The sequence below is a fragment of the Saccharopolyspora kobensis genome (assembly GCF_900108315.1).
Classification (GTDB): Bacteria; Actinomycetota; Actinomycetes; order Mycobacteriales; family Pseudonocardiaceae; genus Saccharopolyspora; species Saccharopolyspora kobensis.
Genome location: NZ_FNVB01000005.1, coordinates 303,783 through 318,281 on the forward strand (window position 1 = coordinate 303,783; position 14,499 = coordinate 318,281).

Annotated in this window: 11 protein-coding genes; 5 read left to right on the plus strand and 6 right to left on the minus strand. The window is 71.0% G+C overall.

The window, feature by feature from the left end:
- Positions 1-5: 5 nt before the first annotated feature.
- The 5 genes from C4T78_RS18285 to C4T78_RS18305 all read right to left on the minus strand — a co-directional run bounded on the left by C4T78_RS18285 (position 6) and on the right by C4T78_RS18305 (position 5,508).
- Positions 6-851: a carbohydrate ABC transporter permease gene (locus C4T78_RS18285; protein WP_093153098.1), complete on the minus strand. Its 846-nt coding sequence runs from the start codon at positions 849-851 to the stop codon at positions 6-8.
- A complete protein-coding gene (locus C4T78_RS18290) occupies positions 851-1,774 on the minus strand; it encodes a carbohydrate ABC transporter permease (RefSeq protein WP_093349207.1) in 924 nt (307 codons plus the stop codon). Before C4T78_RS18290 ends, C4T78_RS18285 begins: the two co-directional genes overlap by 1 nt.
- Positions 1,774-3,072 carry an ABC transporter substrate-binding protein gene (locus C4T78_RS18295; protein ID WP_177247480.1) on the minus strand — a complete coding sequence of 433 codons (1,299 nt, stop codon included), beginning with the start codon at positions 3,070-3,072 and terminating at the stop codon, positions 1,774-1,776. Before C4T78_RS18295 ends, C4T78_RS18290 begins: the two co-directional genes overlap by 1 nt.
- 532 nt (positions 3,073-3,604) lie before the next feature.
- Positions 3,605-4,126 (minus strand): YflT domain-containing protein, encoded by a 522-nt coding sequence (locus C4T78_RS18300; RefSeq protein ID WP_093349210.1) that lies wholly within the window; start codon positions 4,124-4,126, stop codon positions 3,605-3,607.
- Between the two features lie 170 nt (positions 4,127-4,296).
- A complete protein-coding gene (locus C4T78_RS18305) occupies positions 4,297-5,508 on the minus strand; it encodes an MFS transporter (RefSeq protein ID WP_093350064.1) in 1,212 nt (403 codons plus the stop codon).
- 314 nt (positions 5,509-5,822) lie between these two features.
- Here C4T78_RS18305 and C4T78_RS18310 point away from each other — a divergent pair, with 314 nt between their 5' ends.
- Genes C4T78_RS18310 through C4T78_RS18330 form a run of 5 tightly spaced genes read left to right on the plus strand, consistent with a single transcriptional unit; the run spans position 5,823 to position 12,971 of the window.
- Positions 5,823-9,503 carry a nitrate reductase subunit alpha gene (locus C4T78_RS18310; protein WP_093349212.1) on the plus strand — a complete coding sequence of 1,227 codons (3,681 nt, stop codon included), beginning with the start codon at positions 5,823-5,825 and terminating at the stop codon, positions 9,501-9,503.
- Positions 9,503-11,149, plus strand: coding sequence for a nitrate reductase subunit beta (gene narH / locus C4T78_RS18315; RefSeq protein WP_093349215.1), 1,647 nt, complete (start codon positions 9,503-9,505; stop codon positions 11,147-11,149). The genes C4T78_RS18310 and narH overlap by 1 nt, the downstream gene beginning before the upstream one ends.
- Positions 11,149-11,769: a nitrate reductase molybdenum cofactor assembly chaperone gene (narJ, locus tag C4T78_RS18320; RefSeq protein WP_093349217.1), complete on the plus strand. Its 621-nt coding sequence runs from the start codon at positions 11,149-11,151 to the stop codon at positions 11,767-11,769. Before narH ends, narJ begins: the two co-directional genes overlap by 1 nt.
- Entirely contained in the window at positions 11,766-12,542 is a 777-nt protein-coding gene (gene narI, locus C4T78_RS18325) for a respiratory nitrate reductase subunit gamma (protein WP_093349220.1), read from the plus strand. Before narJ ends, narI begins: the two co-directional genes overlap by 4 nt.
- 42 nt (positions 12,543-12,584) lie before the next feature.
- Positions 12,585-12,971 (plus strand): MerR family transcriptional regulator, encoded by a 387-nt coding sequence (locus C4T78_RS18330; RefSeq protein WP_093349222.1) that lies wholly within the window; start codon positions 12,585-12,587, stop codon positions 12,969-12,971.
- Here the strand turns inward: C4T78_RS18330 and C4T78_RS18335 are convergent.
- Complete coding sequence (locus C4T78_RS18335) at positions 12,878-14,356, minus strand: DHA2 family efflux MFS transporter permease subunit (protein ID WP_235863270.1); 1,479 nt, start codon at positions 14,354-14,356, stop codon at positions 12,878-12,880. The genes C4T78_RS18330 and C4T78_RS18335 overlap by 94 nt on opposite strands.
- Between the last annotated feature and the right edge of the window lie 143 nt (positions 14,357-14,499).

Here is a 14,499-nt window from a genome sequence, read left to right on the forward strand (position 1 = left end):
TTCGGTTACCCCTTCACTGCGCCGGAGGTCAGTCCGGACACGATGCGTCGCTGGAAGAACAGCACGAACAAGATGATCGGAACGGTGATCACCACCGCCGCGGCGGAGATCGACCCGGTCGGGTCCTCGAACTGCGAGCTGCCGGTGAAGAACTGCAGCGCCACCGGCACCGTCCGGGAGTTCTCCGTGGAGGTCAGCGAGATCGCGAACAGGAAATCGTTCCAGCAGAAGATGAACACCAGGATCGCGGTGGTGAACACGCCCGGTGCGGCCAGCGGCGCGATCACCTTCGCGAACGCCTGGCCGGGCGTCGCGCCGTCCATCTTCGCCGCCTTCTCCAGCTCCCACGGGATCTCCCGGAAGAACGCCGACAGCGTGTAGATCGACAGCGGCAGCGAGAAGGTGATGTAGGGCAGGATCAGGCCCGGCCAGGTGTCGAACAGCCCCAGCACCCGCTCGATCTCGAACAGCGGGGACACCAGCGACACCTGCGGGAACATCGCGATCAGCAGCGACACCCCGACCAGCAGCCGCTTGCCGGGGAAGTCGAGCCGGGCGATCGCGTAGGCGGCCATGGTGCCGAGCACCACCGCGATCAGGGTGGCGATCAGCGCGATGCCGATGGAGTTCAGCAGCGCGCGGGTGAACTCGGTGGTGCTGAAGATCGCCGCGTAGTTCTCCAGCGTCCACTCGCGCGGGATCAGGTTGCCGTCGGACAGCGTCTCGGGCGTCTTGAACGACAGCGACAGGATCCACAGCACCGGCAGCAGCGCGTAGACCACGACGACGGCGTTGAGCACCGTCCACTTGGCCTTCCGCGCGGGGGTCTCCGCCCCGCCCACGCCCGCCATCAGCGCCTCCCCTTGTCGTCGCTACCGGGCGCGGCCGTGCCGAAGAGCTTGACGAAGATCCACGCGATGAGCGCGACCGCGATGAAGATCAGCACCGACATGGTGGAGCCGATCCCGAGGTTCAATCCCTTGATCAGGTTGTTGTAGGCCAGCACCGACACCGAGGAGGTGTCCTGCGCGCCGGAGGTGAGCACCACGATGTTGTCGAAGACGCGGAAGGCGTCGAGGGTGCGGAAGAGCACCGCGACGAGGATGGCCGGTTTCATCACCGGCAGCATCACCTTCACGAACCGCTGCCACGGCCCGGCGCCGTCCATCGCCGCCGCCTTGAGCAGGTCGTCGGGCACCAGCGCCAGTCCGGCCATCAGCAGCAGCGCCATGAACGGCGTGGTCTTCCAGACCTCGGCGAGGACCACGATGGCCAGCGCGCTGGCGTGCTCGGTCAGCGGTGCGCCGTCCGGCGTGATCGCGTTGGCCAGGTAGCCGGTGTCCGGCGTCCACGCGTAGCGCCAGCTGAACGCGGCCACCACCGTGACGATCCCGTACGGGATAAGGGTGACGGTGCGGACCAGGCCGCGGCCGACCAGCGCCCGGTGCATGATCAGCGCCAGGCCCATGCCCAGCACGAACTCGATGACCACCGACACCACGGTGACCAGCACGGTCACCCCGAAGGCGGTCCACCAGTAGCCGTTGCCCAGCACGGTGATGTAGTTGTCCAGCCCGACGAACTCGCGCTGGTCCGGGTACTTCAGGTCGAAGCGCTGGAACGACAGCCACAGCGCGTAGAGGACCGGGTAGCCGGTGACCGCGAGCATCACCAGCGCGGCCGGGGCGCAGAGCAGCCAGCCGAGCTTGCGCTCCGCCTTCTTGCCCTCGCTGATCGCCTTCGCCACTGGAAGGGCGTCCTGCTGCTGCACCATCAGGGCATCACTCCCTTGGATTCCAAGGCGTTCTGCACCTCGGTGCGCATCCGGACCGCGGTGGGCTGCGGGTCGATCTCACCGATCGGGGACAGCATCTTGGACAGCACCGTGGAGACGTTCTGGGCGGCAGGCGTCACCGGCCGCACGCCCGGGTCCTTGAGGGCCTCCAGGATGGTGTCGCGCATCGGGTACTCGGCGGCCATCTCGGGTTCGGCGTAGACGGACTCGATCGTCGGCGGCACGCCGTCGTTGAGCGCGGAGAACTTCTGGCTCTCCGGGTTGCGCAGGCACTTGGTGGCTTCGAAGGCCAGGTCCGGCTTGGTCGAGTAGCTGCTCACCGCGTAGTTCGCGCCGCCGATGGTGGACTTGCTCGGCACCCCGGGCTGCAGGCCGGGCAGCCGCGCCCAGCCGACCTTGTCCACCAGCTCGGGCTTCTTCTCCACCATCGAGGCGTAGACGAACGGCCAGTTCAGCTGGAACGCGGCCTGCCCGGTCTCGAACTCCTGCCGGGCGTCGTCCTCCTTGGCGTTGTTCATCGACGCGCTGGTCACGCCCGCCGTGCCGAGGTCGCGCAGCGCCTGCAGCGCCCGCACCGCGCCGTCGTCGACCACAGCGGTGCGGCCGTCCTCGGAGATGACGCGCCCGCCTGCCGACTCGACCAGCGTGTTGAAGTGCACGTACACGCCCTCGTACTGCGCGCCGGTGAGCGAGATCCAGTGCGGCTTGCCCTCCTGCTTCAGGCGCTGGGCGCCTTCGATCATCTCCTGCCAGGTCTCCGGCGGTTCGGGCACCAGGTCCTTGCGGTACCAGAGCAGCTGCACGTTGGTGTTCTTCGGCGCCGCGTAGAGCTTGCCGTCCCAGGTCGCGGTCTGCAGCGGACCCTGCAGGGTGCCGCGCTCCACGTCCGCCTTGTGCTGCCCGGTCCACTCCCGGATCCACTTCGCCTCGGCGAACTCGCCCACCCAGGTGACGTCCAGGTACAGGATGTCGAGCCCGGTGTCACCGGCGGCGAGGCGGCGCACCATCTGCTCGCGCTGGCCGTCGGCGTCGCGGGGCAGCTTGTGGTAGACGATGTTGTAGCGGCCGCCCGACTCGGCGTTGCAGCGATCCACGTTCTGCTGCAGGTTCTCCTCGGGCGCGCTGTAGAGGTTCACGGTGTTCGCGCTCGATGCCGGGGCGCAGGCGGTCAGCGCGGATGCGCACACCAGCGACGCCCCCAGCACGGCCGCGCGACGTGTGCGGCGAACTCTCACGATCGGTCCTCCCGGTTGCTGGTCGCAGCCACGACCAAGCATCGCGGGGCTTCGTCGCCTGCCACCACCGGCGGTGAGCCGGTGCTGGAAAGCTAGGCTTCTTGATCAATCGAGGCAAGACCGCCGCGACCCTTGTTGCCAACCCGTGAATATCGGCGAAACCGGCAATGCTCCGAAAGCCGCACAGCGCTGCCTTGTTCGTCAGGGGCAACTCAGCCGAACGGCGCCGTCATCCGGCGGTCGTCACCCGTCGGCCCCTGGCGAGCCCCACCGTGGTGATGGCCCGCGCAAGCCCACAGACCGCACCGGCCGCCAGGGTCGAACAGGTGGACCATCCGACCGCCGGCGGGCCGAGAGCCGCAACAACCCCGAACGCGCGCAGCGAGAATCCGACCACGCCAGCGGTCCTCACGGCGATGCCCAGCCAGGAGACGACGATGAGCGGCCACCGGAAAGCGCGAGACTCAGGCTCCCGCTCCCGCGGGGGTCCTGGGTCCACTTCTGGACGAATCCGCAGATCGCCGGCGCCGCCACGCTCGACCTCGATCGACGGCGCTCGGAACGGACTGCGCGCCTACTGGGCGGGCGGGGGTTTCATCGCGAGCTTGGCGAGGAGGTCCCGGCCTTGTTCCGCGTGGCGGGGCTGGGCCAGGACGTCGTAGCGGCCCGCGACCAGCTGGCTCGCCGAGGAGAAGTCCCGGCGGCCCCGGGTCGAGGCGTAGCCGACCGCCGCGAAGACCAGGCCGAACAGCACACCCGCGCCGAGACCGGCCAGCACCGGGCCGAACCAGTTGCCCTGCGGGGTGAACATGCCCATGATCAGGCCTACCAGCAGGCCGAACCACGCGCCGGACGCCGCGCCGCCGCCCAGCACCCGGCCCCAGGTCAGCCGTCCGGTGACCCGCTCGACGAGCATCAGGTCGACGCCGACGATGGTCACCTCCTGCACCGGGAAGTCGCTGTCCGCGAGGTGGTCCACGGCGCGCTGCGCCTCTTCGTAAGTGCCGTAGGAGCCGATCGGCCAGCCGCTCGGCGGCGTGGGCAGGTTGGGTGTGCCCGGCGTCGGCCGGCTCGCGCCGGTGAATGGGTTGGACACCGCTGACACCTCCGTGAAAAGTACTGCCAAGGCCGGAACCGCGACGGTGGGCGAGCCCGAATTCCGCCGCAATGTCCCTTCCCCCATCAGGCTACCCTGCGAGGGCTTCCCGGAGATCATGTCGGTACCCCGCGCAACACGCATCCCCAACCGGGTGAGCGGCGAGAGCATCAGGCCGCGGCCGCGCGGCGGACCACGGTGAACGACAGCGCCGCGCAGCCCACCGCGGCCAGCGCGAGCAGCACGAAGCCCCAGGTGTACTGGCCCGCGGTGCCGTAGATCGCACCCATCACCAGCGGCGGGAAGAAGCCGCCGAGGCCGCCCGCCGCGCCGACCAGCCCGGTCACCGCGCCCACCTGGTCCGCCGGGGCCAGCTTGGCGACCAGCGCGAACACCGCTCCGGCGCCCGCACCCAGCACCGCGGCCAGCCCGAGGAACGCGATCGTGCCGACCGGCACCAGCGGGAGCTCGAAAGCGGCGAGCACGGCGAGCAGCGCAGCCAGCGAGCACAGCGCGCCGAGCACGGTGGCCGGGTGCACCCGGTCGCACAGCCAGCCGCCGATGGGCCTGGCGATCACGGCCAGCACCACGAACCCCGCGGTGCGCGTCGACGCGTCCGCCGCGGTCAGGTCGTAGGCGGTCTTCAAGTAGGTGGGCAGGTAGACGCTGAACGCCACGAAGCCGCCGAAGGTGAGCGCGTAGAGCACCGAGAGCTGCCAGGTCGCTCCCAGCTGCAGGGTCTCGACGGTGCGGCTGAAGGCCGATCCCGCCGGAGCCGTGCGGTCGGCCGGGTCGCGCAGCAGCGTCCAGGACAGCGCCGCCACCACGACCAGCGCCACCGACACGACCAGGAACGGGGCGAACTGGCCGTAGGCGCTGACCAGCGGCAGCGTGCTGAACGTGGCCACGGCGGTTCCGCCGGTGCCGACGCCGAACACGCCGAGCGCCGTGCCGCGGTTGGCGGGCGGGAACCAGCCGTTGACCGCCGGGACCCCGACGGCGAAGGTCGTGCCGCCGAGGCCGAGCAGCACACCGCCGATCATCAGCACCGGCAGCGCGTCCGGGAACAGCCCGACCAGCAGCACCGGCACGATCGTCAGCAGGCTGAGCACCGTGAACATCGGCCGCGCGCCGTAGCGGTCGGTCAGCGAGCCGACCGGGATCCGGCCGACGGAGCCGATGATCACCGGCAGCGCCACCAGGATCGACTGGGTGAACGGTGCCAGCCCGAGGCGCTGCCCGATGCCGGGGGCGAGCGGGCTGAGCAGCGCCCAGGCCCAGAAGTTGACCGCGAACGCGAGGGTGGACACGCCCAGCACGATCCACTTCTGGGCGGATTCGGCCGCCAGCCCGAGGTGGGCGGGCGCGGGATGACTGACCACTGCGAACACCTCGGCTCTCGGTTCGTTCCGGTGCGATTCCGCGCGAAATCGCCCTCGCCGGCTCCGTTTTCGCTGGTGGCGGCCCGTGAGTGTTTTGCGGTGCTATCGCACCTCAAAGCACTCACGGGGCTTGACCAGGGGAAACGGAGCGTTCTTGGGCGCTCGGCACCCGGCGGTGGCCGACCGGTCGCCGAGTTGCGTGGTGCGCTGGTCGGCCCAATCGTCGAGTTTGCGGGCCGCGGTCGCGCGCGGCGAATCGACAGCGCGACCAGCGGCGGTCACCAACCCCGGCGACTCGCGAAGGAGTCCGGCGAATGGCCAAGCGACCGGAAGCGGGACTCGACGGGCCGGTCTCCGACCTGCTGCTGCGCACCCGCAAGCTGCTCGCCCCCGGGAAGGTCTCGGCGGACCTGCGCACCGTCGAACTGGTCGGCGGGCGCGAGGGCGACGTCTTCTACCGGGACCGGTGGAGCCACGACAAGGTGGTGCGCTCCACGCACGGCGTGAACTGCACCGGCTCGTGCTCGTGGAAGGTCTACGTCAAGGACGGCGTCATCACCTGGGAGGCGCAGCAGACCGATTACCCGTCGGTCGGGCCGGATTCGCCCGAGTACGAGCCGCGCGGCTGCCCGCGCGGGGCCGCGTTCTCCTGGTACACCTACTCGCCCACCCGGCTGCGCTACCCGTACGTGCGCGGCGTGCTGCTGGAGATGTACCGCCGCGCCAGGGCGGCCACCGGCGATCCGGTGCTCGCGTGGGAGTCCATCGTGGACGATCCCGGGCTGCGGCGGCGCTACCAGCGGGCGCGCGGCAAGGGCGGGCTGGTGCGGGCGAGCTGGGACGAGGCCGTGGAGCTCGTCGCCGCCGCGCACGTGCACACGATCCGGCGGTACGGGCCGGACCGGATCGCCGGGTTCTCCCCCATCCCGGCGATGTCGATGGTCTCGCACGCCGCGGGCGCGCGGTTCACCTCGCTGATCGGCGGCACCATGCTGTCGTTCTACGACTGGTACGCCGACCTGCCGGTGGCCTCGCCGCAGGTGTTCGGCGACCAGACCGACGTGCCCGAGTCCGCGGACTGGTGGAACGCGAGCTACCTGGTGATGTGGGGCTCCAACGTGCCGGTCACCCGCACTCCGGACGCGCACTTCATGACCGAGGCCCGCTACCGGGGCCAGAAGGTCGTGGTGGTCTCGCCGGACTACGCCGACAACGTCAAGTTCGCCGACACCTGGCTGGCACCGCAGCCCGGCACCGACGGCGCGCTGGCCATGGCGATGGGGCACGTGATCCTGCGGGACTTCTTCGTGCAGCGGCAGGCTCCGCGCTTCGCCGACTACGCGCGCCGCTACACCGATCTGCCGTTCCTGGTGGCGCTGCGGGACACCGGCGAGGGCCTGGTGCCGGACAAGTTCGTCACCGCCGCCGATCTCGGCGCCACCGGCGCGCACGACCGCTTCAAACCGGTGCTGGTGGACGAGCGCACCGGCCGCGAGCACGTGCCGGGCGGCAGCCTCGGCTTCCGCTTCGACGAGGCGAGCGCCGGGCGGTGGAACCTCGACCTCGGCGACGTGCGGCCGCAGCTGAGCCTGCTCGACCACGCCGCGGCGGAGGCGGTCTCCGTCGAGCTCCCGCGCTTCGACGTGCCCGACGACCGCCGCGCCAGGTTGCGCCGGGGCGTGCCCGCGATCCGGCTCGGCGGTCGGCTGGTGACCACCGTCTTCGACCTCGTGCTGGCCGACTACGGCGTCGGGCGGCCCGGCCTGCCGGGCGACTGGCCGCGCGGGCTGGACGATCCGCGCCCGCACACCCCGGCGTGGCAGGAGGAGATCACCGGGGTCCCTGCCGCGCAGGCGATCCGGGTGGCCCGCGAATTCGCCCGCAACGCCGAGGAATCCGGTGGCCGGTCGATGATCCTGATGGGCGCGGGCACCAACCACTGGTTCCACGCCGACACGATCTACCGCGCGTTCCTGGCCCTGCTTACGCTGACCGGCTGCCAGGGCGTCAACGGCGGCGGCTGGGCGCACTACGTGGGGCAGGAGAAGTGCCGCCCGGCGACGGGCTGGGCGACGCTGGCCGGTGCGACGGACTGGACGCGCCCGCCGCGCCAGATGATCGGCACCGCGTTCTGGTACCTGGCCACCGACCAGTGGCGCTACGACGCGCTCGGTGCCGAGGAGCTGATCCACCCGCTCGGCCCGGGGAAGTTGTGGGGCATGTCGATGGCGGACTGCATCGCCCAGTCCGCGCGGCTGGGCTGGATGCCGTCGTACCCGACGTTCGACCGCAACCCGCTTGAGCTGGTCGCCGAGGCCCGTGCGGCGAAGGCGGACCCCGCCGAGCACGTCATCGCCGAGCTGCGCTCCGGGCGGCTGAAGTTCGCCTGCACCGACCCGGACGACGAGGCGAACTGGCCGCGGATCGTCACCGTCTGGCGGGCGAACCTGCTGGGCTCCTCGGCGAAGGGCAACGAGTACTTCCTCAAGCACCTGCTGGGCACCGATTCGGCGCTGCGGGCCGAGGAAGCACCGCCGGGCCGGCGCCCGCACGACGTGCGCTGGCACCCGTACGCCCCGGAGGGCAAGCTCGACCTGCTGCTCTCGCTGGACTTCCGGATGACCAGCACCGGCCTGTTCAGCGACGTGCTGCTGCCTGCCGCCACCTGGTACGAGAAGCACGACCTGTCGTCCACCGACATGCACCCGTTCGTGCACGCCTTCACCCCGGCGATCACCCCGCCGTGGGAGACCCGCAGCGATTTCGACGCCTTCCACGCGATCGCCCGCAAGTTCTCCGAGCTCGCCGAGACGCACCTGGGCGTGCGCGAGGACCTGGTGGCGGCCCCGCTGCTGCACGACACGCCGGACGAGCTGGCCACCCCGGGCGGTGTCGTGCGCGACTGGACCCGCAACGAGGTCGACGCCGTTCCGGGCGTCACGATGCCGAAGCTGGTCGTCGTCGAGCGCGACTACCCGGCGGTGGCGGCGAAGATGTCCGCGCTCGGGCCGCTGGTGGACGAGCTCGGCGTGGGCAACAAGGGCTGGCACGTCATCCCCGATCAGGAGGTCGAGCGGCTGCGGCACCAGAACGGCACCGCGCGGGGCGGGGTGGCCGACGGGCGGCCGTCGCTGGCGCGGGACGTGGACGCCTGCGAGGCGATCCTCGCGCTGTCGGGCACCACCAACGGCCGCATCGCGGTGGCGGGGTTCCGGGAGCTCGAACGGCGCACCGGAGTGCGGCTGGCCGACCTGGCGCAGGCCGACGAGGGCAGGCGGATCACCTTCGCCGACACCCAGGCCCGCCCGGTGCCGGTGATCACCTCCCCGGAGTGGAGCGGCAGCGAGCACGGCGGGCGCCGATACAGCGCGTTCGTGGTCAACGTCGAGCGCCTCAAGCCCTGGCACACCCTGACCGGCCGCCAGCACTTCTACCTCGACCACGACTGGATGGCCGATCTCGGCGAGGGCCTGCCCGTCTACCGGCCGCCGCTGAACATCCACCGGCTGTTCGGCGAGCCGGAATCCCCTGACGGCGCAGCGGTTTCGGTGCGCTACCTGACGCCGCACTCGAAGTGGTCGATCCACTCCGAGTACCAGGACAACCTGCTGATGCTGGCGCTCTCGCGCGGCGGGCCGGACCTGTGGCTGAGCCCGGCCGACGCGGAGCGGATCGGCGTGCGCGACAACGACTGGGTGGAAGCGGTCAACCGCAACGGCGTGGTGGTGGCGCGGGCCGTGGTGTCGCAGAAGATGCCGACCGGCACGGTGTACGTCTACCACGCCAAGGACCGTGTGGTGGACGTGCCGAAGTCGGAGATCTCCGGGCAGCGCGGCGGGATGCACAACTCGCTGACCCGGCTGCTGCTCAAGCCCACCCACCTCGTCGGCGGCTACGCCCAGCTCTCGTTCGCGTTCAACTACCTGGGCCCGACCGGCAACCAGCGCGACGAGGTCACCGTGATCCGCCGCCGCAGCCAGGAGGTCGAGTACTGATGCGCGTGATGGCCCAGCTCGCGATGGTGATGAACCTCGACAAGTGCATCGGCTGCCACACCTGCTCGGTCACCTGCAAGCAGGCGTGGACCAACCGCGGCGGCGTCGAGTACGTGTGGTTCAACAACGTGGAAACCCGCCCGGGGCAGGGATATCCGCGCACCTACGAGGACCAGGAGAAGTGGCGTGGCGGGTGGCGGCTGCACCGCGGGCGGTTGAAGCTGCGCGGCGGCGGGCGGGTCAAGCGGCTGCTGTCGCTGTTCGCCAACCCGAAGATGCCCGCCATCCAGGACTACTACGAGCCCTGGACCTACGACTACGACAACCTGATCTCCGCACCGGCCGGCGACCAGATCCCGGTGGCCCGGCCTCGGTCGCTGATCTCCGGCGAGCCGATGCGGATCTCCTGGAGCGCCAACTGGGACGACAGCCTGGCCGGATCGCCCGAGCTCACCCAGCAGGACCCGGTGCTGCAACGGCTGTCCGACGAGATCCGGCAGTCCTTCGAAGAGACCTTCATGTTCTTCCTGCCGCGGATCTGCGAGCACTGCCTCAACCCGTCCTGCGTGGCCTCCTGCCCCTCGGGGGCCATGTACAAGCGCTCCGAGGACGGCATCGTGCTGGTCGACCAGGACCAGTGCCGCGGCTGGCGGATGTGCGTCACCGGCTGCCCGTACAAGAAGGTCTACTTCAACCACCGCACCGGCAAGGCCGAGAAGTGCACGCTGTGCTATCCACGGATGGAGGTCGGGCTGCCGACGGTGTGCTCGGAGACCTGCGTCGGCCGGCTGCGGTACCTCGGCGTGGTGCTCTACGACGCCGATCGCGTGCTCGAAGCGGCCTCGGTGCCGGACGAGCACGACCTGTACCCGGCGCAGCTGGAGGTGCTGCTCGACCCGAACGACCCGGAGGTGGTGACCGCCGCGCGTCGCGCCGGGATCCCCGCGGACTGGGTCGAGGCCGCGCAGCGCTCCCCGATCCACGCGCTGATCAAGGACTTCCGGGTGGCCCTGCCGCTGCACCCGGAATTCCGCACGCTGCCGATGGTCTGGTACGTGCCGCCGCTGTCGCCGGTGGTGGACAAGCTGGTGGAGACCGGGCACGACGGCGAGGACGTGGGCAACCTGTTCGGCGCCATCGACGCGCTGCGGATCCCGGTGGAGTACCTGGCCGAGCTGTTCACCGCCGGGGACACCGCACCGGTCACCGCGGCGCTGCGCAAGCTCGGCGCGATGCGCGCCTACATGCGCGACATCAACCTCGGGCGGCCCCCGAACCCGGCCATCCCGGAGGCCGCCGGGCTGGACGTTCCGCAGGTGGAGCGGATGTACCGGCTGCTGGCACTGGCGAAGTACGGGGAGCGCTACGTCATCCCGCAGGCGCACGCCGAACTCGCCGGGCAGCTCGACGAACCCGGCTGCTCGCTGGACTACGAGGGCGGGCCGGGCATGTACGAGTCCGGCCCGTTCGGCGAGATCTCCGGGGCCCCGGTGCCGGTGGCGGTGGAGAACTTCCACCTGCTCAAGCAGCGGCAGAGCTCGGAGCACTTCACCGCCCCGGACGGCTCGCGCCGGGTGAACCTGCTCAACTGGGACGGCCGCGGCACGCCCGAGGGCCTGTTCCCGCCCGACGGCGAGGACCGCTGATGACCTTCGACCGCGCACGCGCGCTGACCCACCGGATCGCCGCGTTCCTGCTCGCCTACCCGGACGAGGAACTCCTCGAACGACTCCCGCTGCTGCGCGAGGGATGCGCGGAACTCCCCGCCGCGCAACGGGATCCGCTGCTGGAACTGGTGCGACACCTGGAAACGGCTTCGCTGCTGGCCGCGCAGCAGCACTACGTCGAAACCTTCGACCTGCGCCGCCGCTGCTGCCAGTACCTCAGCTACTGGACGGCCGGCGACACCCGGAACCGGGGCCGCGCGATCGTGGACTTCAAGAGCATCTACCGGGCGGCGGGCGTGCTGCCGCCGGTGGACGAGCTGCCGGACCACCTGACGGTCGTGCTGGAGTTCGCCGCCACCACCGACCAGGAACGCGGCACCGCGCTGCTGGTCGACCACCACGCCGGGCTCACCCTGCTCGCCGCCGCCCTGCGCGACCAGGGCACGGTCTACGCGCACGGCGTCGAGGCGGTGCTGACAACGCTGCCCGCGCCGACGCCGGAAGCCCTGCGCTCGGCCAAGCGCATCGCCGCGACCGGCCCGCCGCAGGAATCGGTGGGCATGGCCGGGCCGCTGCAACCGTTCGGAGGTCCGCGATGAGCACTTGGGACGTGCTGCTGTGGGGCGCCGCGCCGTACGTGGTGATCGCGGTGCTGGTGGTCGGCTCGTTGTGGCGCTGGCGCTACGACCGGTTCGGCTGGACCACCCGGTCCTCGCAGCTCTACGAGTCGCGGCTGCTGCGGTTCGCCAGCCCGCTGTTCCACTTCGGACTGCTGGTGGTGATCGTCGGACACGTCATCGGCCTGCTCGTCCCGGCATCCTGGACGGCGGCGCTCGGCGTGTCCGAGCGGCTCTACCACCTGGTGGCGGTCGGGCTCGGCGCGCTGGCCGGGGTGTGCACGCTGATCGGGGTGGCGCTGCTGATCTACCGGCGGCGCCGCAACGGGCCGGTGTTCTCCGCGACCACGGTGAACGACAAGGCGATGTACCTGGTGCTGGTCGGCGCGATCCTGCTCGGGCTGCTGACCACCGTGCTGGCCAACGGCGTGACCGAGGGCTACGACTACCGGGCCACCGTCTCGCCCTGGTTCCGCAGCATCTTCGTGCTGCAGCCGGAGGTGGCGCTGATGGTGGACGTGCCCTGGTCGTTCAAGGCGCACGTGCTGGCGGGCATGCTGCTGTTCGCGCTGTTCCCGTTCACCAGGCTGGTGCACGCGCTGAGCGGTTTCGCCGCGGTGCGGTACCTGTTCCGCCCGTACGTCGTCTACCGCAGCCGGACCGCGGAACGCGCTCGCCGCGGCTGGGAGCCGGTCGGCGTCCCGGGGCCGCGCGAGGGCGGGCACGACGCTCCGCACCGCGCGCGCGAACGGTGAGTTAGGTTTGCCTTACCAACCGGAGTGCGGTCGAATGGATCCGTGACCGCTTTGACCCCCATCCGAGTCGTCGCCGACCACTTCGAGCTCGCCGTGTCGACGTTGCACTACTGGGAGCGGCGCGGGCTGATCACCTCGCACCGGCGCGCCGGGAAGCGCTGCTACGACACCGATCAGCTCTACCGCATCGCCCTGATCAAGGAGTGGCGCACCAGCGGCCTGTTCGGCCTGGACCAGATCGCGCACATGCTCGAAGGGCCGGGCTGGCTCGACGGAGTCGCCGCGCGGATCGAGGAGATCGAACGGCAGCAGCAGGAACTGGCCAACGCCCGCGCCTACCTGGACCGCCTGCTCGGCTGCCGCTCCCCCGGCGATGCCGAGCGCTGCCCGGGATTCCGCGCCGAGACCGAGCTCCCCGCACCCTGCTGATCGCCGGGCATCGCCACCGCGGCGATGATCCCCGCGACGGCGAGGCAGACCGCCGATGCGGCGAAGGCGGCGGTGTAGCCGTGCGCCAGCGCGTTGAGGTCGTCCCCGGAGTGCGCCGCCCGCCACGACGCGGCCACGGCCGCCGACAGCACGCTCAGCACGGCGAGCCCGATCGCGCCGCTGGTCTGGCGGACGGTGTTCAGCAGTCCGGCGGCCAAGCCGTTCTGGTGCTCCGGGACGCCGCTGGTCGCGCCCATCGTGATCGGGGTGAACGCCGCCGTGGTGCCGAACCCGAAGACCAGACCGGGCAGCATCACCGAGGTCACGTAGGAGGCGTGCACCCCGATGAGCAGCGCGACACCGGCCAGGCCCGCCGCGCCGACCAGGCAGGACAGCACCGCCGCGCGGCGCACGCCCAACCGGACCGACAGCGCTCCGGCGAGCTGAGCTCCGGCGAACTGCGCGGCCCCGATCGGCAGGTAGCCGAGCCCGGCGTGCAGCGGCGAATAGCCGTGCACGTCCTGCAGGTACAGCGACAGCAGGATCGGGCTGGCGAAGAAACCCAGCCCCAGCAACAACATCACGACGTTGCCGCTGCTGACCGACCGCAGCCGGAAGATGCCCAGCGGCACCAGCGGTTCCCGCGACCACCGGGCCTGGTGCACCAGGAACACGCCCAGCACCGCAGCGCCCGCCAACAGGGGCGGCCACACCGATGCGCCCGCATCGGCCGAGTGCATCACCGCGTACACGATGCCGACCAGGCCCGCCGTGACCAGCACGGCGCCGAGCACGTCCAGGCGCGGTCGCACCGCGCCGTCCGGACGCGGCGGCAGGGTCGCCCGCGCGGCCGCGACGGCCAGCACCCCGATCGGCACGCTGACGAAGAACACCCACCGCCAGCCCGCCCACTCGGTCAGCAGACCGCCGAGCACCGGCCCGGCCGCCGCACCCACCGCGCCCACCGCGCTCCAGGTGCCCAGCATCCGCGCGCGCTGCGCGGGTTCGGTGAACGTCGTGGTCAGCAGCGAGAGCGTCACCGGCATCAGCAGCGCGCCGCCGACGCCCTGCACGGCCCGCGCGGCCAGCAGCGGCTCGGCCGAGGAGACCAGCCCGCCCACCGTCCTGGCCAGGGTGAACAGGCCCATGCCGAGCACGAACATGCGGCGCTGGCCGTACACGTCCGACAGCCTGCCGCCGAGCAGCAGGCACCCGGCGAAGGCGAGGGTGTAGGCGTTGACCACCCACGGCAGCGTCGTGTCGGTGAACCCCAGTTCGGCGCGGATCGCGGGCAGCGCGACGGAGACGATCGTGGCATCGAGGATCACCACGAACGAACCCGCGCAGGCCAGCGCCAGCAGCAGTCCCGCCTCCCCGCGATTCACAGTGGTGGTTGCGTTGGCGAGTGAGCTCGCGTTTCGCGGTTTCCTGTGGCTGGGTTGCATCACGGTCCCCTGGGTGCGGTTGTGCGGAACTGCGGTTGACGCCGACCGATCTCGTTGCGCGTTCGGGCCGTAGCCTGTCCGCT